This window comes from Mesorhizobium shangrilense (assembly GCF_028826155.1).
Taxonomy (GTDB): domain Bacteria; phylum Pseudomonadota; class Alphaproteobacteria; order Rhizobiales; family Rhizobiaceae; genus Arvimicrobium; species Arvimicrobium flavum.
The window spans coordinates 420,619-446,872 of the sequence record NZ_JAQGPN010000001.1; the positions used below are offsets into that span (position 1 = coordinate 420,619).

Annotated in this window: 25 protein-coding genes and 1 pseudogene; 16 read left to right on the forward strand and 10 right to left on the reverse strand. The window is 64.8% G+C overall.

Features of this window, described 5'->3' with window-relative positions:
- Nucleotide 1 precedes the first annotated feature (1 nt).
- From PD284_RS02150 to PD284_RS02160, 3 genes are read left to right on the forward strand one after another with little or no spacing between them, the layout of a single operon-like run.
- Nucleotides 2-442: a phage tail protein gene (locus tag PD284_RS02150; RefSeq protein ID WP_274626586.1), complete on the forward strand. Its 441-nt coding sequence runs from the start codon at nucleotides 2-4 to the stop codon at nucleotides 440-442.
- A gap of 1 nt (nucleotide 443) precedes the next feature.
- Nucleotides 444-668 (forward strand): tail protein X, encoded by a 225-nt coding sequence (locus PD284_RS02155; protein WP_274626587.1) that lies wholly within the window; start codon nucleotides 444-446, stop codon nucleotides 666-668.
- Between the two features lie 5 nt (nucleotides 669-673).
- A complete protein-coding gene (locus PD284_RS02160) occupies nucleotides 674-1,834 on the forward strand; it encodes a phage late control D family protein (RefSeq protein WP_274626588.1) in 1,161 nt (386 codons plus the stop codon).
- A gap of 130 nt (nucleotides 1,835-1,964) precedes the next feature.
- Here PD284_RS02160 and PD284_RS02165 read toward each other — a convergent pair whose 3' ends face one another.
- Nucleotides 1,965-2,093 (reverse strand): hypothetical protein, encoded by a 129-nt coding sequence (locus PD284_RS02165; protein ID WP_274626589.1) that lies wholly within the window; start codon nucleotides 2,091-2,093, stop codon nucleotides 1,965-1,967.
- A 45-nt stretch (nucleotides 2,094-2,138) separates the two neighbouring features.
- Here PD284_RS02165 and PD284_RS02170 point away from each other — a divergent pair, with 45 nt between their 5' ends.
- The 5 genes from PD284_RS02170 (at nucleotide 2,139) to PD284_RS02190 (ending at nucleotide 4,544) form a co-directional block, all read left to right on the forward strand.
- Complete coding sequence (locus PD284_RS02170; protein WP_274626590.1) at nucleotides 2,139-2,987, forward strand: N-acetylmuramidase family protein; 849 nt, start codon at nucleotides 2,139-2,141, stop codon at nucleotides 2,985-2,987.
- A 12-nt stretch (nucleotides 2,988-2,999) separates the two neighbouring features.
- On the forward strand, nucleotides 3,000-3,344 hold the full coding sequence (locus tag PD284_RS02175) for a hypothetical protein (protein WP_274626591.1): 345 nt from the start codon (nucleotides 3,000-3,002) through the stop codon (nucleotides 3,342-3,344).
- A 2-nt stretch (nucleotides 3,345-3,346) separates the two neighbouring features.
- Nucleotides 3,347-3,568: a hypothetical protein gene (locus tag PD284_RS02180; RefSeq protein ID WP_274626592.1), complete on the forward strand. Its 222-nt coding sequence runs from the start codon at nucleotides 3,347-3,349 to the stop codon at nucleotides 3,566-3,568.
- Nucleotides 3,568-3,834, forward strand: coding sequence for a hypothetical protein (locus PD284_RS02185; RefSeq protein WP_274626593.1), 267 nt, complete (start codon nucleotides 3,568-3,570; stop codon nucleotides 3,832-3,834). The genes PD284_RS02180 and PD284_RS02185 overlap by 1 nt, the downstream gene beginning before the upstream one ends.
- Nucleotides 3,835-4,142: 308 nt before the next feature.
- Nucleotides 4,143-4,544 carry a DUF1515 family protein gene (locus PD284_RS02190; protein ID WP_274626594.1) on the forward strand — a complete coding sequence of 134 codons (402 nt, stop codon included), beginning with the start codon at nucleotides 4,143-4,145 and terminating at the stop codon, nucleotides 4,542-4,544.
- Between the two features lie 226 nt (nucleotides 4,545-4,770).
- On the opposite strand, the gene PD284_RS02195 is transcribed toward PD284_RS02190, so the two are convergent.
- On the reverse strand, nucleotides 4,771-8,319 hold the full coding sequence (locus PD284_RS02195) for a beta strand repeat-containing protein (RefSeq protein WP_274626595.1): 3,549 nt from the start codon (nucleotides 8,317-8,319) through the stop codon (nucleotides 4,771-4,773).
- Between the two features lie 161 nt (nucleotides 8,320-8,480).
- On the opposite strand from PD284_RS02195, the gene PD284_RS02200 reads away from it, so the two are divergent.
- Nucleotides 8,481-8,810: a helix-turn-helix domain-containing protein gene (locus PD284_RS02200; RefSeq protein ID WP_274626596.1), complete on the forward strand. Its 330-nt coding sequence runs from the start codon at nucleotides 8,481-8,483 to the stop codon at nucleotides 8,808-8,810.
- 94 nt (nucleotides 8,811-8,904) lie between these two features.
- Here PD284_RS02200 and PD284_RS02205 read toward each other — a convergent pair whose 3' ends face one another.
- The 4 genes and pseudogenes from PD284_RS02205 to PD284_RS02220 all read right to left on the reverse strand — a co-directional run.
- Nucleotides 8,905-9,105: a hypothetical protein gene (locus tag PD284_RS02205; protein WP_274626597.1), complete on the reverse strand. Its 201-nt coding sequence runs from the start codon at nucleotides 9,103-9,105 to the stop codon at nucleotides 8,905-8,907.
- A gap of 181 nt (nucleotides 9,106-9,286) precedes the next feature.
- Nucleotides 9,287-10,123, reverse strand: coding sequence for a universal stress protein (locus PD284_RS02210; protein ID WP_274626598.1), 837 nt, complete (start codon nucleotides 10,121-10,123; stop codon nucleotides 9,287-9,289).
- Nucleotides 10,124-10,175: 52 nt separating this feature from the next.
- On the reverse strand, nucleotides 10,176-10,784 hold the full coding sequence (locus tag PD284_RS02215) for a pyridoxamine 5'-phosphate oxidase family protein (RefSeq protein ID WP_411956167.1): 609 nt from the start codon (nucleotides 10,782-10,784) through the stop codon (nucleotides 10,176-10,178).
- Between the two features lie 328 nt (nucleotides 10,785-11,112).
- Nucleotides 11,113-11,349 (reverse strand): annotated as a pseudogene (locus PD284_RS02220) (magnesium chelatase domain-containing protein); the annotation flags it as partial.
- Nucleotides 11,350-11,809: 460 nt separating this feature from the next.
- On the opposite strand from PD284_RS02220, the gene PD284_RS02225 reads away from it, so the two are divergent.
- From PD284_RS02225 to PD284_RS02235, 3 genes are all read left to right on the forward strand, one after another.
- Nucleotides 11,810-12,322: a MarR family winged helix-turn-helix transcriptional regulator gene (locus tag PD284_RS02225; protein ID WP_274626599.1), complete on the forward strand. Its 513-nt coding sequence runs from the start codon at nucleotides 11,810-11,812 to the stop codon at nucleotides 12,320-12,322.
- Between the two features lies 1 nt (nucleotide 12,323).
- On the forward strand, nucleotides 12,324-13,517 hold the full coding sequence (locus PD284_RS02230) for an HlyD family secretion protein (protein WP_274626600.1): 1,194 nt from the start codon (nucleotides 12,324-12,326) through the stop codon (nucleotides 13,515-13,517).
- A gap of 92 nt (nucleotides 13,518-13,609) precedes the next feature.
- The gene (locus tag PD284_RS02235; protein WP_274626601.1) at nucleotides 13,610-15,148 is read left to right on the forward strand and encodes a DHA2 family efflux MFS transporter permease subunit; all 1,539 of its coding nucleotides are present in this window, start codon (nucleotides 13,610-13,612) and stop codon (nucleotides 15,146-15,148) included.
- Between the two features lie 24 nt (nucleotides 15,149-15,172).
- On the opposite strand, the gene PD284_RS02240 is transcribed toward PD284_RS02235, so the two are convergent.
- Nucleotides 15,173-15,799 carry a LysE family translocator gene (locus PD284_RS02240; protein ID WP_274626602.1) on the reverse strand — a complete coding sequence of 209 codons (627 nt, stop codon included), beginning with the start codon at nucleotides 15,797-15,799 and terminating at the stop codon, nucleotides 15,173-15,175.
- Nucleotides 15,800-18,775 carry a DNA polymerase I gene (gene polA, locus PD284_RS02245; RefSeq protein WP_274626603.1) on the reverse strand — a complete coding sequence of 992 codons (2,976 nt, stop codon included), beginning with the start codon at nucleotides 18,773-18,775 and terminating at the stop codon, nucleotides 15,800-15,802.
- 484 nt (nucleotides 18,776-19,259) lie between these two features.
- Between polA and cysK the strand changes: the two genes are divergently transcribed.
- Both cysK and PD284_RS02255 read left to right on the forward strand, forming a co-directional pair.
- The gene (gene cysK, locus PD284_RS02250; protein ID WP_274626604.1) at nucleotides 19,260-20,240 is read left to right on the forward strand and encodes a cysteine synthase A; all 981 of its coding nucleotides are present in this window, start codon (nucleotides 19,260-19,262) and stop codon (nucleotides 20,238-20,240) included.
- Nucleotides 20,241-20,483: 243 nt separating this feature from the next.
- Nucleotides 20,484-21,101 (forward strand): glutathione S-transferase family protein, encoded by a 618-nt coding sequence (locus PD284_RS02255; RefSeq protein ID WP_274626605.1) that lies wholly within the window; start codon nucleotides 20,484-20,486, stop codon nucleotides 21,099-21,101.
- 3 nt (nucleotides 21,102-21,104) lie between these two features.
- Here PD284_RS02255 and PD284_RS02260 read toward each other — a convergent pair whose 3' ends face one another.
- Entirely contained in the window at nucleotides 21,105-22,352 is a 1,248-nt protein-coding gene (locus PD284_RS02260) for an RNA polymerase sigma factor (protein ID WP_274626606.1), read from the reverse strand.
- A gap of 2 nt (nucleotides 22,353-22,354) precedes the next feature.
- Nucleotides 22,355-22,708, reverse strand: coding sequence for a YciI family protein (locus PD284_RS02265; RefSeq protein ID WP_274626607.1), 354 nt, complete (start codon nucleotides 22,706-22,708; stop codon nucleotides 22,355-22,357).
- 264 nt (nucleotides 22,709-22,972) lie between these two features.
- Between PD284_RS02265 and PD284_RS02270 the strand changes: the two genes are divergently transcribed.
- Together PD284_RS02270 and PD284_RS02275 are read left to right on the forward strand one after the other, a co-directional pair.
- Nucleotides 22,973-23,926 (forward strand): TAXI family TRAP transporter solute-binding subunit, encoded by a 954-nt coding sequence (locus tag PD284_RS02270; protein WP_411956249.1) that lies wholly within the window; start codon nucleotides 22,973-22,975, stop codon nucleotides 23,924-23,926.
- Nucleotides 23,927-24,120: 194 nt separating this feature from the next.
- A complete protein-coding gene (locus PD284_RS02275; protein ID WP_274626609.1) occupies nucleotides 24,121-26,211 on the forward strand; it encodes a TRAP transporter permease in 2,091 nt (696 codons plus the stop codon).
- The last annotated feature ends 43 nt before the right edge of the window (nucleotides 26,212-26,254 follow it).

The following is a 26,254-nucleotide window of genomic DNA, read 5'->3' on the forward strand; positions in this document are numbered from 1 at the left end:
CATGCTCTACATGATCGGAACGCTGGCGCTCGACACGCGGCCGTTCGGCGTCAACGAGATGAGCCGCGATGCCGACGCCAGCATTGTCGCCAAGCCGCTGTTCGGCGCGGCGCCGGCGAAGGAGTTTACCGGTGAGGGCGAGGACGACATCACGCTTTCCGGCCAGCTTCTGCCGACGAAGATCGGCGGGCTGACCGAACTCGAGATCCTGCACGAGATGCGTCGGTCCGGCACGCAGTTTCCGCTGATGCGCGGCGACGGCTGGCGGCCCGGCTGGTATGCGATCACCAAGATCAGCGAGCGGCACAAGGATCTCGGTCGTGATGGCGTCGGCTTCACGGTGCAGTGCTCGATCAGCATGACCAAGGTCGAGCCGAGCGTGGGGGCGGGCCAGCAGATCATTTCCGGCCTGCTCTCGCTGTTCGGCGCATTGGAGCGGTGACATGGCCGAAATCATCACCATTCGCGGCGAGGGCATCATGCTCGACCTGCTCCTGTGGCGACGCTACGGCGTCCGCGGGCAGGGGCTCGTCGAGCGGACACTCGAACTCAACCCGGGGCTTGCCGAACTGGGGCCGGTTCTGCCGATTGGTACCGTCGTGACCATTCCCGATCTGCCGCCCACGCCGTCACGGCCGGCGCGCAGGGTCGTCAGCCTGTTCGGATAGACTTCATGCCCTGGACAGTGGACTGGCGCGTCGTCGTCGATGGTGTTGACGCAACCAACAACATGCGCCCGCTCCTGATCGACATCGAGATCACGGACAAGGACGGCGCGGCCTCCGATACCTGCTCTCTCACATTCGACAACACGGACGGGCAAATCCTTCTGCCAAAGGAAGGAGCCAAGGTCCGGGTCTATCTGGAAGGGGCGCTCAAATTCTCGGGCACGGTGGACAGCGTGCGAGGCTCTGGCTCGCGCGGTGGCGGTCGCCTGCTCAAGGTCAACGCCAAGGGGTTCGACAGTCGGGGCAAGGTGAAGGAGCCGCAGGGCTTCCACAAGGACGACGCGGAGCTCGGCGACTTCTTCAAGCAGGCCGCCGATCAGGCCGGGCTCGCTGGGGTGATCGTGGGCGATAAGATCGCGGGCGTCTTGCGCGACTACTGGTCGGCCAACGGCGAGAGCTTCCTGCAGCTGGGCCAGCGGCTGGCGCGTGAATTCCATGCCACATTCAAGATCCGTACCGGCAAGGCCGGCGACGTGGCTGTTCTGATCCCGCGTGAGGAAACTCCGCTGGTCGCGGTGCGCGGCCTCGCCGGCGAGAACGGCAACGTCATCTCCTGGGACATCTCGCCCTTCACTGGCCGCAAGGTGTTCACCAAGGCCAAAGTGAACTACTTCGACCGCGAGACTGCCGCGTTCAAGACGGAAGAAGTCGAGTTCGAACTCGATCGCGATCTGCCCGAGTCCGCCAACATCTCCAGAACCACCGCGGCAGATCAGGCGCAGGCACGAGGGATCGGCGAGGCGCGCAAGAGCGAGACGAAGCGGGAAGGCGGCGAAGGGTCGGTCGAGATGGACCTGACCGTCGAGGCGCAGGCCGAGGCGCCGTACGTGCTGACGGGCGCTGGACCGGGCTTCGATGGCACCTACCGCATCGTCTCGGTGCGCCACAAGGCAAGCCGCTCCGGCGGATCGACGACCGCGCTGGAACTGAAGCAGCCCCAAGACGGAGCGGGCAAGGACGGTCGCAAGCCTGGCGGGCAGGGCGGCAGCGGCGAGGAAGGCGGCGGATCGGGCTCCGGCGGCGCTGGATCGAGCGGAGCCGGCAATGGAGCTTCGGCCGCGCCGAGCGCTCCGCCCCGCCGCTACGGCAGCACGGACATGCACTGAAGCAACCGCCGCCGCATGGGTCCTGGGAGGATTGGGCGGCGGCGGTCGGGACGCCTTGGGCAGACGTCCAGTACAACTCATACAAGAAACTGCGTTCGTGTGGGAATGACTCGGCGACGCCGACGCGCGGCTAGCGCCGCACCTCGTCGTCATACCAGACCGCAAACGCATAGACCGCCATGCAGGCGGTCACCACCAACATCGTTCCGAGCATGTAAGCCTCCAGCCGCAGATCAGCATCAATGCGGCCGGTGAACAATTCGTTCCGGCCATCAATTTCAAAGACCCTCTGAAAGGAACCGTCATGTTCGGTAAAGGCCGTGCGGAAGCCATCACGGATTCCGACATCTCAAGGCTGGCGAACGAACTCGCCTGCCATCCCGCCGACCTCGAGGCGATTGCCGAGGTCGAGAGCAACGGCTTCGGCTGGTTCAAGGACGGGCGCATCAAGATCCTGTTCGAGAAACACTGGTTCTACAAGAGCGTGAGCGGCGCGAAGCGCGACCAGGCGTTCGCGGCGGCGCTTGCCCGCAAGGAGTGGATCAGCCCGAAGAACGGCGGCTACAAGGACCAGTCGAACGCGGACGCGCGCTATCGATTGCTGGCGAAGGCCGTCGCGATCGATGAGGAAGCCGCCTTCCGGTCCGTCTCCATCGGCAAGTTCCAGATCATGGGCTTCAATCACCAGATCTGCGGCTATGCCACGGCCAAGGCGATGTGGGCGGCTTTCGTCGACAGCGAGGTGGCGCAACTTCGCGCCTTTGCCCAGTTCTTGAAGCGCAAGGGCCTGGTGCCTGCCATCCGGTCCCGCGACTTCGACCAGATCGAAGAGATCTACAACGGCGGCGGGCTCAACGGCGCCTACGCCAAGAAGATGCGCGAGGCTTCCGACAAACTCCGCGCCGGTAAGTGGAAGGGCTGGCAGCCTGCGCCGGAACGGTCTGCTGCACCGCCTCCCGAGCCCGCCAAGCCCGCTCCCGAGTACATCCCAGTCCCTGAGCCTCGGAAGACAGAAACGCCTCCAGTCCGCTCGCCCGAGACGAAACAGCCGTCGCGCATGAGCGGGCTGATCGCGGCGGCCTTGCTCGCCATCGCTGCCGCCTGGGCGTGGCTTACCTCCCTTCCCTGCAATGTCCTGGGCTTCTGGTGCTGAAAGGAAATGACGATGAGCAAGCTGATCGGCGCCTACACGACAATGGCGGAGATCTATCCCGGCTACATCAATGTCAGCCAGGAGGACGACGGAACGGTTGTTGTCACGATGCGCGGCGACCCAGCCAAGCGCGACGGCGCGTACGTCTGTGGTCACGCTTCGGACAAGGGCAAGCCCGGGCGGTGCACTCCTGGCGACGCGCACTGCAACAACTACTGCAACCTCGCGCCTCAGAAGGGGCCGATGGTTGATGCCCCCAAGCCATGCACGCAGACCTTTTCCGGCGAGACGGTGAGCGTTCGGCTCACGGCGGCCGAATGGGCGGCGTTGCTCACCGAACTCTCGAAGGGAAATTGACCATGTGGCAACGGATCAAGACGTTCTTCAAGGACAGCGAGACGATCGCCTGGGCCCGGGCTCAGGCGTTTATCGGTACGGCCGCCAACCTCATCACCTTCGTTGACCCCAATCTCGTCACCGCGGTGATCCCTGTCGAGTACGCACGGCTGATCGCCGTCTACATGCTGCTCAGCGGACTGGCGACCGAGTACCTGCGCCGGCGGCGAGCGGAGGATCTGTGATGCTGGCGTGGTTCGCCTCTCCCCTTCGACGCCTGTGGCCGTACCTTGCGGCCGCCGGCGCGGCTGTCAGCGCGCTGGGCGCCGCCTACCTGCGCGGACGCTCTGACGCCCGCGCGAAGGCCGACCTTAGAGCGACGAAGCGCGAGGCGGCCGCGCTTGAAGAGCGGCTCGAGATGAACCGCGAAGCCACCGACATCGAGCGCAAGGCCGGCGAACTGTCGGACGAGGAAGCTCAGAGGGAGGCTATGACATGGGCAAAGCGCTGATCCTATTCGCCGCGCTGGTGCTGTCTGCCTGCCAGACGAACCCGGCGCCACTCGACGACCCTCGCTCGGTCTGGTGCGGGCTGGAGACGCCGCGCCGGGACGCCACGCCTGAGACACCGCGCGCAGAACTGGACCGGATCAACGCACACAATGCCAAAGGCGTTCTCTGGTGCGGGTGGCGGCCATGATCGACCTTATCCTGTGGGGCGGCGCTGCCTTCCTCGTCGGCCTGCTCATCTACGGCGAGCTCATGCTGTGGCGCTGGCCGTGACCGGACGCAATTCATCTCGATCAATGGGGCAGGGATCGTGGCGGCTAGCCTGAATGAAATCTACAAGATGTTGGGCGAGCTCAACGGCACGGTCAGGGCAATCAACGAGAAGGTGGATGTTCTCTCGCGAGAGATGAGCGACTCCGAAGACAGGTCAGCCGACAGTCGCGCGAATGTACATCGTCGTCTCGACGAGCTGGTCGTCCGGGCAACGCACATCGAGACCGACGTGTTGTCTGCCAAGGGCCGGCTCGACGCAGTAGAGAGGGCGACCGTCGACATGAAGACGGTGACCGATGACGTCAAGATCATGCGCGAGCGGGCGTTCGGGGCTGGCACGCTCGGCGTGTGGCTGTGGCGGATCGGGGGCGGCATCCTCAGCGCGGCAGGTGGTTTCGCGGCCGCCTACACCTGGCTGACCGGCCGACCGCCGCCATAGCGCCTGAAAAGAAAACGTCGGCGCGAGGCCGGGGCAGCAGATAGGGGGCTGGATGTCACTGCTTACGAGGCCAGCCTGAAGGCGTCCTTGGGGGGCGTCGAGCGCGACTATCGAGCTGTTCGCCCAAGCAGGTTGATGTGAGGGTTTTTTGTTGGGGTTTTTGGCACCGTGCCCCTACAAAAAACGGGGGCCCGAAGGCCCCCGCGGAGAGTGATCTGCGCGCAAGTCACGCAATGACTTGGTTAGCCCAGAAGATGTCACCCGAGTCGACAAGCGTGACGGTGTAGTCGTTCGCCGCGTTGTAGACGCCGTCCTGGTTGGCATCAACGTAGAAGGTATTGTCGCCGGCCACTGCACCTGGACCACCCGCCACGAAGGACAGGATGTCGGAAACGCCGAAGGCGGCACCTTCGGCAAGAGCCGCTGCGGCATAGTTGATCACCGCGCCAGCAATGCCGAAACCGGAGAAGTCGAGCACGTCCTCAACCGCGTCGCCACCAGCAACGCTCTCAAAGTTGAGAACGGTGTCTTGGCTGCCGGCCGAGCTTGCCTGCGCGAACACTGTGTCGACCGCGCCATCGCCACGAGCCAGAGCAGGATCCCAACCCAGATCGATGGTGTCGTTCCCCGCACCACCAGTGATCTGGTCGCCACCGAAGCCGCCGGTAATGTCCAAGCTCAGGAAATGGTTGGTAACCTGAGAGGCATCAAGGACGAGCACCGTGTGGGCACCGTTGATCAGCGGATTGTCATACGCTGCAATGGTGAGCGTCTCGACACCATTCGTCGCAGACGCGGCCTGCGTATCGTTGACCAGACGATCGACAGTGGCGTTGTCGAGTTCGAGAACGGCGGTCTGCGTCGCAGCCTGATCGTTGGTGAATTCGATCGTGCCGACGTTGGACACGCCAACCAGATCACCGATGGTGACAACCGCCGAGTTGCGGACCTCAAGAACGTCGGTGTTAGCCAAGTTGCTGGCGGTGTTGCCGGCACCCAGAACCGCACCACCGTCGATAACGGCGAGGCCGTTGACGTTGGCGTCGGCCATGATGAAGCGATCGGCAGTGCGCCAGACCCCATCTTCACCATTGTAGGTGAAGTTGGACTGCGCATTTAGGCTGCGCGCATCAACCGTCACGCCGTACTGAACAGCAGCAGACCCATCGTCCGCGACACCCACACCATTGAGCACATCGTTGTCATTGACGATGTGGATCACTCGGCCGCCCGTGACAGCTTCGCCGTTATTGGCGATCAGGTCGTTGGTCAGCGTCAGGTTGTAGCTGTTCTTGCCATAGGCATCGTTGGCGCCGGCCTTGGAACCCTGATTGGTGCCGCCGCCGCCCTGGCCGACTAGGTGGATCGTCTCGATGTTGGAGACGTTGGTCCACTCCGACGCGCTAACATTGATCAGCTTGCCGTGGCCGTCGAGGTAGAGCGTGTCGTCACCTTCGCCGCCGTTCACCTTGTCGCTGATCGACAGACCGGCGGTGGTGTTGTTGAGGGCGTCGAAGATGATGTGGTCGTCGCCCGAGCCGCCCAGGATGGTCTGCCCGCCGTTGGCGACGGCCGCATTGTTCGACACGCGCACGATCAGGTCGCCGGTGTAGGCCGAGGCGTCGACCGTCTCGCCGCTGAAGCGCTCGGCCGGACTTGCGCCCGGATCCGAGATCGACTTGCCATCGACGGCGAGGCCGGACTGGTCGAGCTGCAGGGCGTTTCCGGTCGAGTCCAGGTTCAGGAAGTTGCCGGCCTGGTTCTCGCCGATCACCGTGATCGTGCCCTTGACGTCGGCGATCGAGGCGATCCTGACGCTGTTGGACTCCGAGTCGGTGTCGGTGAGGGTGATGTTCTCGACCTTGGCCGCGTTCAGCGTGAAGTTGAAGCGCGGATCGATGTTGATGCCACGGACTTCGCTGTCAGCCTGGTCGACGATGGTCACGCCGACGAGGTCGGACGCGGTGTCGGTCGCCAGATTGGCGATGATCGTCGTGTCGCCCACGCCGTTGCTGTCGGTCGTGCTGTGCTGGATGACCAGATCAGCCGCAACCTCGGCGGACAGCTTGTTCAGGGTGAAGTCGACCTGACCATTCTGCACGAACAAGCCATTGTTCGACTCGTTGCGCATGATCACGGACTCGAGGTCGGTGAACAGCGAGGTGTCGACAGTCACGTTGCCGGCCCCGAAGTCGTTTCCGCGGATATCGAGGTTCTCGACCGCCGTGACCGAACCCTTGGTGACGCTGGCGAACACCTGGACGGTGTCGTTGCCGTCGCCGCCGTCGATCTTGTCGTTGGCGCTGTCCATGCCGTTCAGCAGACGGATGGTGTCGTCATGCTTGGTGCCGGTGAACGAGAAGTCGACCTCGGTGCCCGAAGTGCCGTCCTGGTCGGCAATGACTTCCTCGCCGAGATTGATCTCGATGGCGGCGTCAAGGCCGGAGGCGTCGATGGTCGTCAGCGAGCCGGCGGCGTTGTCGATCGCGGCGTCATACGTGAACGCTTCGACCTGGCCGCTGCCGCGAATGATGTTGTTGCTCTCGCCCAGCGACAGCTCGGCATCGCCGGTGATGTTCAGGGTCCGGACGTCCTGCATCGACATCTCGTCGACCTGGTTGCCGTCGCCGGTCGAGGCCAGGTTGACGGTCTCGATGCCCTGCGAGCCGTCGTTGCTCTCCAGGCGGATGTCATCGAGGGTCACGCTGTCGAGAGTGAGGCTGACCTCATCGGCATCGCCGCTGACGGCCTTGTTCACGAAGTAGAAGTGAGCGTGGCTGTTCTCGTCGTTGGAGTTCGACACGCTGATGGCGAGGTCTGCGGCCGACTGGATGTTGTAGGCCTCGAACAGGTTGCCGTCGACGCCGTCGACGTTGAGGTTCTTCAGGCCGGTGGTGTCCTGCAGATCCAGGTAGCCATCAAAATCGAGACGCACGTTGACGTTGATCTCGTTGATGTTGTTGAGCGTCGCGTTGATGTCGTTGTCGCCGGTGTCGGCGTCGTTGACGAAGGTGAAGTTGAGCACGTTGTGGGCACCCGTGCCAGTCAGCACGTCGTCGTCGTTCAGCGTGTTCATCTGGTCGGTGCCGCCCGGCGTGAAGGCGCGCGGCGCGTTGAACACCTCACCCGACAGCGTGTCGCCGTTGACGGTCAGCGTCTTGCCCGGAGCCGGGTCATCGTTGTCGTACTTGGTGCCGTCAGCGGTCTCGATCGGGATGAAGACGTCGCTGGTCTCCGGCAGGTTGGCCGAGCCGTCATTGATGGCGGCCTTCAGGTCGTTGATGGCATCGCCGACGCCCTGGTCGTTGGCGACCAGCATCTTGAGCAGCGAGGCCAGCCCCACGACGGCAGCGCCGTCTTCGCCGGCGACGCCGCGCTCGGCAGCCACGCCCGTGAAGAACGCCTGGGCTTCCGCACGGGTGAAGAAGGCAAGGCCTTCCGCCGTCTGGTGCTCGGCCGGCACATAGGCCTCGTAGATGGCGACGAGCTGGTCCTGCAGGGTGGCGGCGCCGGCGGTGATGGCGTCGAACTTCGCCTCGGCGGCCGGGTTGCCCTGGAACAGCGCGTTGACGCTGTTGATGAAGATGTTTTCGGCGTTGAACACGATGTTCGGGTTGTTGGACCCGTAATTCGTCTCAAGCGCGTTGTTGATCAGGAACATGAAGCCGTCGACGCTGGGGACGCCGCCCAGCAAGACTTCGTAAGCGGCTGCAATGCCGGCAAAGGCATCGGGATTGCCATCAATGAGGGCATCCAATTCGGCCAGAGTTGCCATGATATCTCCTCGAGAAGGTTACAACCGGACCGATTAGGGCCCGATCCGGTCGACTCCTTTACGCGCAACCGAAGGTAACTGTCAATTACGCTGTACAAGTAAATTTCAAGGTGATAGAAAACGATCGTAGGTTGAATATTCGGCAGCGGGAGGTGTGAGAGATGAGCAGCAACACGCAGCATGTAGAGCATCAGCTGCGCCGGGAAGGTGGAGCCTGGCTGAAGAATCTGCGTGAGAACGTTGGGCTCACCCAGCGCGCCTTCTCTGTTACGGTAGGAACAGACTACTACACCTTCATTTCACAGATAGAAAACGGACGCGGCCGGGTCCCGCCGGAGCGCTACAAGGTCTGGGCCGAGGTGCTGAAGGTCGATCCGAAGGAGTTCATGCAGGGGCTCATGCGCTATTATGATCCCTATGGATATGAGATGTTGTTCGGTGAGTTTCCGCAACCTCGGGATGTCGGGGACGATAAGCGGAACGTTGCCTGAGCCAAGCTGGTTTTCCACAACCTCGCATGGCATGCTCGCGCGAGGCCAAGATTTCCGGCTACAACCGCCTGGTGAAAAGGCACTGATCTGCTGACTACTTCGATCGCCCTCGCAGATCGGGCTTGACCCCACGCTTCTGCAGGAATTCATGCGCGGCCAGAGACGCCATGTCGACGTAGTGACCTACATCGCTCATAGCGTTGGTGCGGCAGATGATTCCGATTTCGCGCAACATCTGCTCGACGTAGAGCGCCGCGCGCTTCTGTTCTTCGGACGCAAACTTAGCCTTCGGCATCGTGCCCCCCCTTTGAAATGGGGAGGATGTACCGCGACGCGCGCTGCGGCAAGGTGCGTTAAACCACACCTTCGCGTGGCGGCCGCATAGACCGCTAAATGGCCACGCGGCGTCGGCTCGGAGCGGCGCAATCCGAACTCCAATCGCCTCGAATGTGAGCACGTGAGACTTGCTTTTTCGCTCACCTTGCCATGAGAACAGGCAGCGGTAGCTCTTCCAGCATGGATTTGGTAACGCCGCCGAAAATCCGCTGGCGAAGCCTCGAGTGGCCATACGCTCCCATGACGAGCAAATCTGCTGCCATATCGATCGCGTGCTGGCGCAAGGTGGCTGCGACAGTCCTGCCCTGAGAGGGCAACCGATCAACGGTCACCTTTATGCCATGGCGCGCAAGATAGGTTGCCGCATCGGCGCCCGGTTCCGCCCCGTGGCCTTCCTCGCCTTCCCGCGGGTCCACCAACACGAGATGCACATCTTCGGCCGTGCGTAGCAACTTCAAGGAGGATGACAGCGCGTTGGATGACTCGAGACGGGAATCCCACGCAATGGCAACCCGTTTGGGCCTGAGCGACGGGGTAAAACCCCGAGGCACGAGAAGCATCGGCTTTCCCGATGAGAACAACACTCCTTCGATCGCCTTGTCTTTCAGCGCACCGCCAGACAGCATTTCTGGTCCAAGCAGGACAATATCTGCATAGCGCGCCCGTCGGCCTATAACATCGTCCCCCCAAGCCTCTTCGGGATAGTCGCTTACGACATCCGAGGAGATTTCGCGGGAGGCTAGCAGCGCGCTGACTGCTGATGTGCGCTGCTCAAGGCGATCCAGGTCGGACTGCCTCTCCTGTAGCCAAGGATCGGATACCATGGCGGCGTATTCGCCGATGGGAGGAGGAGCCGCGAGCGCCACGACGAGCACCGACAAATGAGCATCGGATTCGCTGCAAACTGCTGCTGCCAATTCAACGTCGCCGTCGCCAAGGTCGAGGCCGGTGACAGTCAGAACCGTCCTGTATGTCATAGCAGTTTGCCTCCGTTTGTTGCGCGAAAAGCTCGTCGCGAGGGGAAGTGCCTCAATCTTCTTTCGCCTCGCGTCCGGACAACTGATCGACGGTGATGCGATAGAAGACATGATCCGAATGGCCCGACAGAGCCGGGGTATCAGGCTTGAGGGCGCCGGGCTCCCACCAATCGCAGTGTCTGCTTAGCAATGACCAGGCGCGATCCCGCTCGGCCTTTGAACCAATGCGATCCGGCAGTTCCTCGTAGCGTCCCTCTACGGCGACGCTCTTCCACTCTCTGCCTCGCGCATGTTCCTCAATCACCAGCGCGACATGCGGGTTGGCTCGCATGCAAGCGATCTTCTTGCCTGGCATGGAAAACGCGTAAAGGTGGTTCTCCGCATAGGCGTAGAAGATCGGAATAACGTAAGGCCGGTCATCGAGGCAGCACGCGAGGCGTGCAAGACGATTGGCGGATAGCACCCTGGTACATTCGTGCGTGCTTAGCGATCGGATGTGCATGTCATTCACCCACCGCGGATTTTCAGTAGCTTGGGCCACTTCGATAGCGCGTCGGTGAACTCGGACACGCAAGGAGCGGCCAGCCAGTGCAGAGTCATACTCGCCTCCACGACGCCATTGTAAAGCGGTTGCTGCCAAGCCGTCGTTGATCAGGATCAAACTTGTCGTAAAGGATCTGCTGCGCGACCGAAACGCGGCGGCATGCTCGCGAAGATGCGGGTCCGGAAGCGCTGGAACACGGACGAGGAGGCGAGTGAGATCGCGATCCTCAAGAGCCTGGTGAAGGACCTGCGGGCGATCGCCCTCACATCCAACCGAGCAAGTTGAGCACCAGGAAGAACAGCGTCATCCCGAGCGCACCACTAAGGAACGCGACCTTTACGCGCCGGGGATATGGACCCTCATCGTCGTTCATGGTGAGCATGCTGTGAGTTGAAGTCCGGTCATCGCGCCAACCCCTTTGAACAGCACGCCCTGTGACCAACAAGTGGCTGCCCTCCTTCGGCAGGTCGGCGGGCGCCAGATTGACGGTCACCTTCTTGCTCGGCATCGAGAGCCCCGAGGCGTGCAGCGCCGCCTGCACACGTTCACGGCTCTCCGCCACGGCCTTGTCGGGCAGGCCGACGATGTGGATGTTCATCTTGCCGGGCGCGATCATCACCTGCACATCGACAGGCACCGCCTCGACGCCCTGGAAAGCGACCGTGCTCACACGCGAAACCATAGCTCCTCCGCCACGGAACGAGAGTGCAGAAAAACGTCTGGGAACAGACCTGCATCCAGGTAAGCACAGAAAACTGACCGGTACAAGAACATTGCAAGAACAAATGCACGTTTTCAGGGCGACCCGGTTGCACCTGGTTGCATGACCAGAACGAAACGTGGACGATCAAAGACGTTTGACGCGTACATCCAGGGCGCTGGTCGATACAACCTCGACGCATGCAACGACGACAGCGATATCCGCCATGCGCGTGTGTATCCCCTTGCGGTGGTTCTTGAAGCAGGTGACCGATGCTCGAGTTTGTCTCGCGCGCGCAGCTCCGGCAGGACGCGAAGCACCGGGGATTATCGCGCCGCGTTCCGATCCAAACATGGACATCGCGCCGGCATGCGAATTTACGCGAGCTGGCATGCGTTCAATGCACGCTCGACGGATTGATCCATGAGCATGCTTATCATATATGACGCTCATGACAGCTTCTCCCAGCCATGACGAGACCGACCGGCTCGGCTTCCTTCTGCACGACGCGGCGCGGCTGATGCGCAGGCGCTTCGAGAAGCGTGCGAGCTCCTTTGGCCTGTCCTCTGCGCAATGGCGGCTACTGGTGAGGGTCTTCAAGGATGAAGGCGTCACCCAGGCGCGGCTCGCGGAACTTCTGGAAATCGAACCGATCAGCGTCTCGCGGCTCGTCGATCGCATGGTCGAGGGCGGCTGGATCGAACGCCGCTTCGACGAAAAGGACCGTCGAGTGCGGCAGATATTCCTGACCGATCGCAGCCGGCCGATCTTCGGCGACATGCGGGCGGTCGCGATGGACGTGTTCGAACTCGCGTTGGGCGGACTTTCCGCGGAAGAGCGCCACATCACCATCAACGGATTGAAGACGATCTGCGCCAATCTTACCGATTGCGAAACAAATGTTTCCAGCGAGGAGCGTCCGGCTGCTCGATCGAACCCCGACAAGGCCGCCTGACATGAGCGTCGCAGCAAGCACCAGCGAAAAGACCGCAGCCGAAATCAAGCAGTTCCCTGCCCCGGCCCTGCCGGAGCCTGCCGCCGAAGCCCCGGCAATTGCGCCGGCGGCCTCGGCGGCCCTCACCCCGCCTGCAGCGGGGAGGAAGAGGGGCCGGACGGGACGCATCTTCATGATGGCTGTGGTGCCGCTCGCCCTGGTTGCCGGCGGATCCTACGTATGGGTGACCGGCGGCCGCATCCAGGAAACCGAGAACGCCAATTTGCGCCAGGCGCGCGTCACGATCGCGTCTGAGATCCCCGGTCGCATCGTCGATGCGAACGTCGCCGACAACGCGCAGGTGAAGGCCGGCGACGTCCTCTTCGTCGTCGATCCGGAGCCTTACCGCATTGCGCTCTCGCAAGCGGACGCAGCGCTCGCCGCGGCGCGCCTGAACGTGGAGCAGCTCCGCGCCGCCTACAGCCAGGCGGTCGCACAGGAGAAGGTGGCGGCCGGCGAGATGACCTATTTCCAGACTGAGCTGGAACGCCAGACCGCCCTGTCCGACAAGGGTGTCAGCGCCAGGTCCGCGCTGGACTCGGCGCGGCGCGACCTCATCAAGGCGCAGGACGAGCATGCCGCAGCGGTCGAGAGCGTCACTGGCGCCGCTGCTGCGCTCGGCGGCAAGCCCGACATCGAGACCGACAAGCATCCGCAGGTGCTGGCGGCGCTCGCACAGCGCGAGCGCGCCGCCTACCAGCTCGAGCAGACCACCGTGCGCGCGCCTGCAAGCGGCATCGTGAGCCAGGCTGCGTCCTTCAAGACCGGCCAGTTCGTCGGCGCCGGCGCCGCGCTCTTCTCGCTCGTCGAAACCGGCGACACCTGGGTCGAGGCGAACTTCAAGGAAACCCAGCTCACCCATATGAAGCTCGGCCAGACGGCGGAAGTGATTTTGGATACGTTTCCCGACCATCCGCTGACGGCGACGATCGAATCGATCGGCGCAGGCACCGGCGCGGAATTCTCCCTGCTGCCGGCGCAGAACGCCACCGGCAACTGGGTGAAGGTCACGCAGCGCATCCCCGTGCGGCTGAAGATCGCTGCGGAGGACGCCGACTTGCTGCTCAGGACCGGCATGAGCGCCACGGTATCGGTGGATACCGGCGTCGCCCGCGGACTGCCAAAGATCTTTGCGACGGCGGTGGCGGCGGAGTAACGCCGCCACAGGTTCCGCCGGGCGTACCTGCCCACATCCGGGCCCGGCGAAGAGGTCGGGTGAGGGGCTGACTTCACTCTCGGTTGCACTCCATGTCCCAGGCCGCCAGTTCCCATACAGAGATACCGCACCGCGGGCTGGTCACCATCTCGATCATGCTGGCGACGGTGATGCAGGTGCTGGACACCACCATCGCCAACGTCGCGCTGCCGTCGATGACGGGCGATCTCGGCGCCAGCCAGGACACCATCAACTGGGTGCTGACGTCCTACATCGTGGCCGCCGCGATCATGACGCCGCTGACGGGCTGGCTGTCGGACCGGTTCGGCCGGCGGGAGCTGTTCCTCACCTCCGTCGTCGGCTTCACCATCGCGTCGATGCTTTGCGGCATGGCGTGGAGCCTGGAATCGATGGTGGCGTTCCGCATCCTGCAGGGCGTGTTCGGCGCGGCCATCGTGCCGCTGTCGCAGACATTCCTGCTCGACATCAACCCGAAGGAGCGCCACGGCTCGGCCATGGCGATGTGGGGGGCCGGTATAATGGTCGGCCCGGTCATCGGCCCGACGCTCGGCGGCTGGCTGACCGAGGTCGCCGACTGGCGCTGGGTCTTCTTCATCAACCTGCCGGTCGGCATCGTCGCCTTCCTGGGCTCGGCCGCCTACCTGCCGCGGATCGCGAAGCGGCTGCGGGGCTTCGACTTCTTTGGATTCGCCATGCTGTCGCTCGGCGTCGGCGCGCTGCAGCTGATGCTCGACCGCGGCGCGGAAGTGGACTGGTTCTCGGCTGCCGAGATCTGGATCGAGCTCGGCCTCGCGATCGTCGGCTTCTGGGTGTTCATCGTCCACCTGGCGACCGGCAAGGACACGTTCATCGACCCGAAGATCTTCACCGACCGGAATTTTGTCACCGGCCTGATCTTCATCTTCATCATCGGCATCATCCTGCTGGCCTCGATGGCGCTGCTGCCGCCCATGCTGTCGCGGCTGTTCAACCATTCGACTACGCTCACCGGACTGGTGATGGCGCCGCGCGGCGTCGGCACCATGGTCTCGATGCTGATCGTCGGGCGGCTCGTGCAGATGGTGGACCCCCGCTATCTCGTCGTCACCGGGCTCTCGCTCACCGCCTGGTCGCTGCACATGATGACCGGCTTCACGCCGCAGATGGACGACTACGAAATCGTGCTCTCGGGCATCATCCAGGGCCTCGGCCTCGGGCTGGTGTTCGTGCCGCTGTCGACGGTGGCCTTCGCGACGCTGCCGCCGCATTTCCGCACCGATGCGACGAGCCTGTTCAGCCTGGTGCGCAATATCGGCTCGTCCATCGGCATCTCGATCGTCACCGTGCTCTTGACGCGCAACACCCAGATCAACCATGCCGAGCTGTCGGCGGCGATCAACCCGTTCAACCCGAACCTGTGGGCGGTGTCACCGTCGGCCGCGCAGGGCGACCCGGCGGCGCTCGCCCAGATGGACCTGCTCGTCAACGCCCAGTCGGCGATGATTTCCTACATCAATGATTTCAAGCTGATGATGCTGGTCACGCTGGCCGCCATCCCGCTGGCGCTCTTCCTGCGCAAGCCCAACCGGGCTCGCGCGGCAGGCGCGCCCGTTCCCGTGCATGCAGATTGAGCCGCGGCGCGGCCGGAACGCCGCTCAGCGCGCCGTCGTCGCGGCAAACCACAGCGCAACCAGCGCCAAAAGGGCCGAAAGCAAGCGCCGGGCGATGCGTTCGCGTCGCGGATCGTTGAGGACCGGCTCCAACGTCCCGGCGAGCCCGACGATCGCCGCGTGCACGAGCGTGGCCACCGCCACATAGATCGCCGACAGCGCCACGGTCTGGGGGAGCGGCGGGCGGCCCGGCTCGATGAAGGTCGGCAGCACCGCCACGTAGAACACCGCCGCCTTGGGATTGAGCAGGTTGGTGATCAGGCCGCGCCTGAAATAGCGCCGGTGGTCAACCTCGTTCGCGGCCACCGTCTCACCGCTCCCGACCCATCCTTCCCAGGCGAGATAGAACAGGAACATGACGCCTGACCAGCGCAGGCCCTCGTAGAGGAGGTCGGACGCCTGGATGACCTCGGCAACGCCCACGGCGGCCACCAGCCCCACGATGGCAAGCCCCAGGGCGACGCCGGCGACGGTCGTGAAGCCCGCGCGGCGGCCATCGCTCGCCGCGACCAGCGCCAGATAGGTCATGTTGGGGCCGGGCGTCAGCTCAATCAGGAACGAGGCGAGCGTGAAGGACAGAACTGTCCCCAGCGATAGCGGCAGCGCCTCCACTCAGTGCGCCTCGTCCCAGTTGCTCGCGGCGCGGGCGTCCACCTGCAGCGGAACCGAAAGCGAAATCGCAGGAAGCGCGGCGTTCTCCATGACTTCCCGCACCACGGGGATAGTCGCCTCGACCTCCTGATCCGTCGTCTCGAAGATCAGCTCGTCATGAACCTGGAGGAGCATACGCGCCGAAAGCCCGGCCTTCTCCAGCGCGCCGTCCATCTTGACCATGGCGCGGCGGATGATGTCGGCGGCCGTGCCCTGCAGGCGGGCATTGGTCGAGGCGCGTTCGTTGAAGGCGCGGATCTGCGGATTGGACGAGCGGATCTCCGGATAGTGCACGCGCCGGCCGAAGATGGTCTCGACATAGCCGTGCTCGCGCGCGAACTCCTTGGTCGCCTCGATGTAGGCCCGGATGCCCGGAAAACGCTCGAAGTACTTCCTGATGTAGTCCGACGCCTCCTCGCGCGGGATGGACAGCTGGTTGGCGAGGCCGAAGGCCGAGATGCCGTAGATGATGCCGAAGTTGATCGCCTTGGCGCGGTTGCGGATCTCGCGCGGCATGCCTTCCACCGGCACGCTGAACATTTCCGACGCGGTGATGGCGTGGATGTCGTCGCCGTTGGCGAAGGCGGCCTTCAGCTGCGGGATGTCGGCGACGTGGGCAAGCACCCTGAGCTCGATCTGGCTGTAGTCGGCCGAGATCAGCTTGTTGCCCTTCTCCGCGATGAAGGCGGTGCGGATCTTGCGGCCTTCCGCCGTGCGGATCGGGATGTTCTGCAGGTTCGGCTCGACGGACGACAGCCGCCCGGTCGTGGTCGCGGCCAACGCGTAGGAGGTGTGCACCCGCTTCGTCGTCGGGTTGATGTAGTCGGGAAGCGCGTCCGTATAGGTCGACTTCAGCTTGGTGAGCTGTCGCCAGCCGACGATCTTGCGCGGCAGTTCGTACCCCTCTGCCGCCAGTTCCTCCAGGATCTGGGCGGAGGTGGACCACTGGCCGGTCTTGGTCTTGGCGCCGCCCGGCAGGCCGAGCTTGCCGAACAGGATGTCGCCGAGCTGCTTGGGCGAGCCGATGGTGAACTTCTCCCCGGCGATGGCGTAAATCTCGTCCTCGAGCCGCGCCGCGCCTTGCGCCAGCTCGCCCGAGAGCCGCGACAGGATCTGCCGGTCGACTGTGACGCCACGCTCCTCCATGCGGGCCAGGACGGGCACCAGCGGCCGCTCGAGCCGCTCGTAGACCGAGACGACCCGCTTGTGGGCGAGCTGCGGCTTCAGCACATGCCAGAGCCGCAAGGAGAGATCGGCAGCTTCGGTCGAGTACACGGTGGCGCGCTCGATGTCGACGAAGTCGAAGGTGACGAGCTTCTTCCCCGAGCCGACCAGATCCTTGAACGGGATGACGGTGTGCCCCAGCCAGCGCTCCGACAGCGACGGCAGATCGTGCCCGCCGACTGTGCCCCCGTTCAGCACGTAGGACATCAGCATGGTGTCGTCGTAGGGCTCGACGCGTATACCTCCGACGGTGCGTCCGCCGAGCGCAAGCTCCTGCCGCTTCAGGACGAGCACGTCCTGCTTGAGATTGTGCCCGATCTTGAGCACGGATCTGTCTTCCAACAGTCTCTTGAGCGCGGCAAGGGCCGGCTCGAACGGGACCTGGTCCACGGCCAGCCCGGCACCGAGAAGATCGTCGCTGGCGCTGCGGTGCATGAGCGGGACATAGGCCGCCTTGCCGGGGCCGGTCGCGAGGGCAAAGCCGACGATCTCGGCCTGCATGGGATCCAGAGACGTGGTCTCGACCCGAACCGACACCTGCCCCGCATCGACAGCCTTCGCGATCCAGGCTTCAAGGGTCGCCAGGTCGCGGATGCAGGCATAATCCTTGTGGTCAATCCTGGCGTGGGCGGCCTCGGCAATCACCTTCTGCACGAGGTCGGCGGGGGTCGCCGCCACGTTGCCGCTGGCCGCCGTCGAGCCTTCGACCGGCGCCGTGACCGCGGTCCCGCGCGTCTCGGCCGGCTGGCCCGCGCCGACGTCGGGCCCGTGCACGTCGTCGGCGTCGACCCGGATGGCGGCGGCCTCCACCTCGTTGACGTTGGTGCCGGTCGCTTCCGCAACACGACGCGTCAGCGAGGTGAACTCCATCGTCTTCAGGAAGCCGATCAGCCTCGGCCCGTCGGGCGGCTGCAGAGCGAGATCCATGAGGCCTTCGGGCACCGGCACGTCGTTCTTCAGCGTGACCAGCTCCCGGGAGATCCGCGCCTTCTCGGCATTGTCGATGATCGACTGGCGGCGCTTGTCCTGCTTGATCTCGGCCGCCCGCTCGAGCAGCGTGTCGAGATCGCCGAACTGTTCGAGCAGTTGCGCGGCCGTCTTCGGCCCTATGCCGGGCACGCCCGGCACGTTGTCGACGCTGTCGCCGACCAGCGCCTGCATGTCGATCATCTTCTCCGGCGGCACGCCCCATTTCTCGATGACGTCCGCCACGCCAAGGCGCTTGTCCTTGACCGGGTCGTACATGGTGACGGTCGGCCCGACGATCTGCATCAGGTCCTTGTCGGAGGAGACGATGGTGGTGTCGCCGCCGACCTCGCAGGCGAGCCGCGCATAGGTGGCGATCAGGTCGTCGGCCTCAAAGCCTTCCATCTCGATGCAGGGCAGGTTGAAGGCGCGCGTCGCCTCGCGGATCAGGCCGAACTGCGGGATCAGGTCGTCCGGCGGGGCCGAGCGGTTCGCCTTGTACTCGGCATAGAGCTCGTTGCGGAACGTCTTCGACGAATAGTCGAAGATGACCGCGAAATGCGTGGGCGTGATGCCGACATCGGTGTTGCGCGCGTCCCGCAGCAGCTTCCACAGCATGTTGCAGAAGCCCGAAACCGCGCCGACGGGCAAACCGTCGGATTTGCGGGTCAGCGGGGGCAGTGCGTGATAGGCCCGGAAGATGTAGCCCGAGCCGTCTACGAGGAAGAGATGATCGCCTTTTTTCATGGGCAGAACGGGTAGCGCGAGGCAGGTTTTCTGTCCATTGCAAAGGGCTGAAAGGCAGGGTGTCTCCTGACGCCGCAAATCCTGACGCAATTTTCACGCCAATGTTACAAACTTGTAATCCAAGTGCCCTTGAAACGTCACTTTGTGGGAACCAAATGATGGGCATCGGCATTTTAGCCGAAGTCCGGATAAAGGCCCGTCCCCCGCCTTCCCGGACACAAGGCGGCAGCCTTATCCCCCCTCTCCGGGCTGCCGCGTCTTTGAGTAAGGCCGCCGTGGTATTCCCCTCCGCCACGGCGGCACTTTTTTGCCCCAAGCTGCCCCCCATCCCCAAAGTCACTTGCGCCGCCCGCGCAAAATCATGCTGCTTTCTGCCAAACGCAGGAATAATTTTCCGCAAAAGGCACGGCTTAGGTATTTGTCATTCTCGGAATTTCCTCGCGCCGCACCTATCTTCCGGTTTTCAGACTGAGGGAGTCGCGCGATGAATAAGGCCGTCACCGAGACGCGAGCGCCAGGCCGCGGGCGCATCTACAATTCGATCACGGAAACCATCGGCGACACGCCGATCGTTCGGCTCGACAAGTTCGCCAAGGAACAGGGCGTGGTCGCCAACCTGCTCGCCAAGCTCGAGTTCTTCAACCCGATCGCCAGCGTCAAGGACCGTATCGGCGTCGCCATGATCGAGGCGCTCGAAGCCTCCGGCAGGATCACGCCCGGCAAGTCCACGCTTGTCGAGCCCACCTCCGGCAACACCGGGATCGCGCTGGCCTTCGCGGCAGCCGCAAAGGGGTACAAGCTGATCCTGACCATGCCCGAGACCATGTCGGTGGAGCGCCGCAAGATGCTCGCGCTGCTCGGCGCCGAACTGGTGCTGACCGAGGGCGCGAAGGGCATGAAGGGCGCCATCGCCAAGGCCGAGGAACTGGCGCAGACGCTGCCCAACGCCATCATCCCCCAGCAGTTCGAGAACCCGGCCAATCCCGAGGTCCACCGCCGCACCACGGCCGAGGAAATCTGGAACGACACCCAGGGCGGCATCGACATATTCGTCTCCGGCATCGGCACCGGCGGCACGATCACCGGCGTCGGCCAGGTGCTCAAGGAGCGCAAGCCGTCGGTGCGGGTCGTGGCGGTGGAGCCGGAGGCATCGCCGGTGCTGTCCGGCGGCCAGCCCGGCCCGCACAAGATCCAGGGCATCGGCGCAGGCTTCGCGCCAAAAGTGCTCGACACGTCGGTCTATGACGAGGTCGTGCAGGTCTCGAACGAGGACGCCTTCGCCAACGCCCGTCTCGTGGCGCGGCTGGAGGGGATTCCGGTCGGCATTTCGTCGGGCGCCGCACTGGAGGCCGCCGCGGAAGTCGGACGGCGGCCGGAGAACGCCGGCAAGAACATCGTCGTGATCATTCCCTCCTTCGCCGAGCGCTACCTGTCGACCGCGCTGTTCGAGGGCCTGGGCGGCTAGCGCCGGCCGGGAGACTGCACGCCGCCGCACCTATGGCGGGCGGATCGGGACATCCTCGATCCGCCCGCATTGCATTATGATGTGGCTCTGGCGCAGCCCAAGTCTGCCCCCTCCATCGGGAGAGTATGTCTCCATACCGGGCCATCCGATGCCATCGGACCGACTGGCCTAGCCGATCGGCGACCCCGGCCGTTGACGTCCCCATCCTCGCGTTGTTCTCTCAGCGAAAAATGGGGAGGATCGATGTACACTGTCTACAGCCGGCCGGGGTCCGGCGGCTTCGTGGCCGAGGCGGCGCTGGAGCTCGCCGGCCAGCCCTATCGCACCGTCGACGAGAAGCGCGGCTCGGACAACCCCGAGTTCGTCGCGGTAAGCCCGCTGCGCCAGGTGCCGGCGCTGGTGCTGCCCGACGGCGTTTCCCTCACCGAGTCGGCCGCCATCATCCTGCTGCTCGCGGAGCGCCACCCGGAAAGCGCGATCGCGCCGCCGCCGGGATCGCCGGGCCGTGTCGACTTCCTGCGCTGGCTCCAGTTCATGACGGCCACGCTCTACCCGGCGCTGATGCGGTACTATTTCTGCCAGCGCAGCACCACCGATCCGAACGGCCGTGAGGCGGTCAAGGCCGCAGCGATCGTGGAGAGCGACCGCCACTTCGCCATCATCGACGCTGCCTTGTCCGGCCGTCCCTGGATGGCCGGCAGCGATTTCTCGATGGCCGATCCCTACCTCGCGATGCTCGCCCATTGGGTGCCCGATCTCGGCCGGCCGCGCTCCGAATGGGCCAACATCGTCGCGCATAACGAACGCACCAAGGCGCATCCCGTCGTCGCGCGCCTCAACGAGCGCCACCGTTTCTGGTGAGGTTCATTGCGGCGCCTGGCAAAGGGCCTCGCGCCTTTCTTCGAGGAACCGGCGTATCGACGGATCACGCTCGAGCCCGATCGCCCGGCGGTATGCGGCGGCAGCCGCTTCGACATCTCCCGACCGCGCCAGCAGCGCAGCGCGCGCGGCCCAGTAGGGCTGGTACTGCGCGACCCGGCGATCGCCGGCGATCCTGTCCAGCTCCGCAAGCGCCGCAGCCGGGCCATCCAGCTCCCCGATCGCGACCGCACGGTTGATGGCGACCACCGGCGAAGGCGACAGCATGGCAAGCGCGTCGTAGAGGCTGCGGATCGCCGCCCAGTCGGAACAACCGGTGCGGCAGCGGACGGCATGGGCGGACTGGATGGCCGCCTCCAACTGGTAGCGGCCGAGGGCATGCTTCCGGCCCGCCGCACGCAGCAGCGCCTCCGCTTCCGCGATCAGCCTTGCATCCCACTGCCCGACGTCCTGATCCGCCAGCGGCACGTAGTTGCCCTCAGCATCGCGGCGGGCGCTGCGCCTGGCCTCGGCGAAGAGCATCAGCGACAGCAGGCCGAGCGCCTCCGGTTCCGCAGGCATCAGCGAGGCGACGAGGTGGCCGAGCCAGATGCCCTCACCGGCGAGATTACGCCGCTGCGGATCGGTGCCGGAGGGGTCCGACCAGCCCTCGGTGAAGGTCGCGTAGATTGCGGCCAGCACCGCGCCGAGCCTTTCCGCGAGTTCGCCGCGCTCGGGGATGCTGAAGGGAATGCCGGCATCCCTGATCCGCACCTTGGCGCGGACCAGCCGCTGGCCCATCGCGGTCGGCGAGACGAGAAAGGCCGAGGCGATCGTCGCGGCGTCGAAGCCGAGGACGGTCTGCAGGATGAGCGGCGCGCGTATGCCGGGCTCGACGGCGGGGTGCGCGCAGGCAAACATGAGCCGCAGCCGCTCGTCCGGCACTTCTCCGGCGCGGTCATCGGCAGCAAGCTCGTCGGCGACCATGACCAGATGATCCTGCGACGCGAGCCGCGTGCGGCTGCGCCGCAGCGCATCGATCGCGCGACGCCGGGCAACCGCCAGCAGCCAGGCTTCGGGCCGGTCGGGCACGCCAGCCGCCGGCCAGCGCTGCAGCGCTTCCGCGAAGGCATCGCCCAGCGCGTCCTCGGCGGCCGCCACGTCGCGGGTGCGCGCCGAGAGGTAGGCGACAAGCCGGCCGTAGCTTTGCCGCGCGGCCAGCTCGGCGGCCGCGCGGGCGGCGTCGGGGGACATGCCTATCCCTGCATCGGCCAGACGGGCCGCACCTCTATCGCGCCGTGGCTGGCGCCCGGACAGCGGGCTGCCCAGCCGAGCGCCGCGTCGAGGTCCGGCGCCTCGATGATGTAGAAGCCGCCGAGCTGTTCCTTGGTGTCGGCGAACGGTCCGTCAAGCACCTCCGTCCTGTCGTTGCGCACGCGCACGACCGTCGCCGTCGACGATGGCTTCAGGCGCTCGCCGCTGACCATCGCGCCCGCTTCCACGAGCGCCTGGCTGTAGGCCGCGTAGGACGCCGACATCTTTGTGGTCATGTCGGGGGTCGCGGTGGCGAAAGGTGTCTCGTCGCCATGAATCAGGAGAATGTACTGCATGATCCGGTATCCTTCTTCGAAGCGCCGCCAAGTGCGGCTGCCCCCATGTCGCGCGACAAGCGGTGGATTCGACATGCAGCAGGAAAGATCCGCGCGCGTGCTTCCCGGCCGCGAATACTGATCCCCCCTGACACAAACGCAAGATGGACCACGGGCCGCCCGCGGCAGATTGTGGGTTGGCATTTCGCCTACACGCCCTAAACATACGCGCACCGCATGCCGGGAGGATCTGGAGCATGCGCGTCAGGAGGAGACTGCATGAACATGAGATTCACAAACTACGTCGCAGCCGGCGCGATGGCCCTTTCGATCGGGCTCGGCGCAGTACCGGCGAAGGCGCAGGAGTTCATCAACGTGCTGACCGGCGGCACCTCGGGCGTCTACTATCCGCTCGGCGTCGCCCTGTCGGAGATCTACGGCGCCGGCATCCAGGGCGCGCGCACCCAGGTGCAGGCGACCAAGGCTTCGGTCGAGAACCTCAACCTCCTGCAGCAGGGCAAGGGCGAGATCGCGTTCTCGCTTGGCGATTCCGTGCAGGAGGCAGTCAAGGGCAACAAGGAAGCGGGTTTTCCCGCGCCGCTCGACAAGCTGCGGGGCATCGCCGCAATCTATCCGAACTACATCCAGGTCGTGGCCAGCCAGGAATCCGGCATCAAGTCGCTCGCCGACCTGAAGGGCAAGAGCCTGTCGGTCGGGGCGCCCGCCTCCGGTACCGAGCTTAACGCGCGCGCCATTTTCGCTGCCGCCGGCATGAAGTACGAGGACCTCGGCAAGGTCGAATACCTGCCGTTTGCCGAATCGGTGGAGCTCATCAAGAACCGCCAGCTCGACGCGACCCTGCAGTCGGCTGGCCTCGGCGTCGCCTCGATCCGCGACCTCGCGACTTCGTTGCCCATCAACGTCGTTGCGGTGCCGAAGGCCGACGTCGACAAGATCGGCGCGCCCTACATCTCGGTCGTGATCCCGGCCGGCACCTATGATGGTCAAGCGGCGGACGTCGAGACGGCAGCCGTCGGCAACTTCCTGATCACCCATGACGGGGTGTCGGAGGAGACGGCCTACCAGATGACCAAGCTGCTGTTCGAAAACCTCGACAAGCTGTCGGCCGCGCACGCCGCCGCCAAGGCGATCGATCCGGCCAAGGCGCTCGACGGCATGCCTGTTCCGCTGCATCCCGGCGCAGAGCGCTACTACAAGGAAAAGGGACTGCTGAAGTAGGGCTCGACGACGGACCGGGTGGTGCGAGACACCCCCCTCTGTCCTGCCGGACATCTCCCCCTCAAGGGGGGAGATTGGCAATTTTCATCCCCGCGCTCCTTCAGCACCGCCGCGGGTAAGCGAAACCCTGTGCGCCAGCCGATCTCCCCCCTTGAGGGGGAGATGGCCGGCAGGCCAGAGGGGGGTACCTCCATATGAGCGCACACGATACAGTCCAGCCCCCCTCCGAGCCCCCCGTCGAAGGGCTTCCGCCCGGCTTCGGCGTCGGCCTTGCGGGAAAAGCGGCATTCCTCATCGCCGTGCTGTTCTCCGCCTTCCAGCTGGTCACCGCCATCTACCCGGTGTTGCCCAGCCAGATCATCCGCGCCATGCATGTCGGCTTCCTGCTGCTGCTCGGTTTCGCGCTGCTCGCCAACCTTCGAGCCACCAGCCGCGGTGGCAAGGTCTGGTTCTGGTCACTGGGCGTGGCCGGGTTCCTGACCGGCGTCTACAACTGGGTCGAGTATGCGCCGCTGCTCCAGCGCAGCGGCTTCCTGACCACGGCCGACCTCGCCATCGGCGTCGTCCTCATCGTGCTGGTGTTCGAGGCGGCGCGGCGGCTGATGGGCCTGCCGCTCGCCATCATCGCCGGCATCTTCCTCGCCTACTGTTTCCTCGGCAGCTACCTGCCGCCGCCGTTCATCCACCGCGGCTACGATTTCGCGCAGATCGTCGAGCATTTCGGCTTCGGCACCGAGGGCATCTACGGCACGCCGGTCTACGTCTCGGCGGCCTATATCTTCATCTTCGTCGTGTTCGCTGCATTCCTTGAACGAGCCGGCATGATTGCCCTGTTCAACGATTTTGCGCTCGGGCTGGTCGGTGCATGGCGCGGCGGCCCGGCGCAGGTGTGCGTGCTGTCCTCGGCGCTGATGGGCACGATCTCCGGCTCCGGCGTCGCCAACGTGGTCGCGTCCGGGCAGTTCACCATCCCGCTGATGAAACGCTTCGGCTTCCGCTCCGCTTTTGCCGGCGCGGTCGAGGCGACCTCGTCGATGGGCGGGCAGATCATGCCGCCGGTGATGGGCGCGGTCGCCTTCATCATGGCCGAGACGCTGAACGTGCCCTATGCCGAGGTCGTCAAGGCGGCCGTCATCCCGGCGATCCTCTATTTCGGCACCTGCTTCTGGATGGTGCATCTGGAGTCGGGCAAGCATGGGCTCAAGGGCATGCCGCGCGCCTCGCTGCCCAACCCCTGGGACGCGGTGCGCCAGCACTGGCCGCTGATCCTACCGCTCGCGGCGCTGGTCTACCTCCTCTTCGCCGGCTACACGCCGATCTTCGCCGGCACGGTGGGCCTGGCGCTTACCATCGTGCTGATCCTCGGCATGCCGCTTGCCGCGCAGATCGGTCCGTTCGCCTTCCGCATCGTCTTCTGGATCGTGCTGGGGCTCGCGGCGGCGAGCTTCATCCGGCTCGGCGTCAATGCGCTGGCAATGGTGATCGGCACGCTGGTCGCAGCATGCGTCGTCTTCAAGGGCGGCCGGGAATCACTCCGCATCTGCGTCGACTCGCTCGCCGAAGGCGCGAAGAACGCGCTGCCGGTCGGCATCGCCTGCGCCATCGTCGGCATCGTCATCGGCACGCTGACGCTTACCGGCATCGCCTCCACCTTCATCGGCTGGATCATCTCGATCGGCGAGAACAATCTGTTCCTGTCGCTGGTGCTGACCATGCTCACCTGCCTGGTGCTCGGCATGGGCATTCCCACCATCCCCAACTACATCATCACCTCGTCGCTCGCCGGACCGGCGCTGCTTGAACTCGGCGTTCCGCTGATCGTCAGCCACATGTTCGTCTTCTACTTCGGCATCATGGCCGACCTGACGCCGCCCGTCGCGCTCGCCGCCTTCGCGGCAGCCCCGATGGCCAAGGAGAGCGGCCTCAAGATCGGCATCCAGGCCACAAAACTTGCCATCGCCGGCTTCGTAGTGCCGTTCATGGCCGTCTACACGCCGGCGCTGATGCTGCAGGACGCAGGCCCGATGGCGGCCAGTCTCGGCTACCCGGTCGAGGTGGCCTACGTCTTCCTGAAAGCCTGCCTCGGCATCGTGCTGTGGGGCGCGGCGGTGGTCGGGTTCCTGTTCGGGCCGATGGCGGCATGGGAACGCATCACCGCGCTGGCCGCCGGCATATTGCTCGTCATGGCCCTGCCCCTCACCGACGAAGCGGGCTTTGCGCTCGCTGCCCTGCTGATCGGTCAGCACTGGTGGCGGGGGCGGCGGGCGCAAGGAATGGCAGCCTAGAACTTCCCATGCTTGAGGCACTCGTCACCCCCCTCTGGCCTGC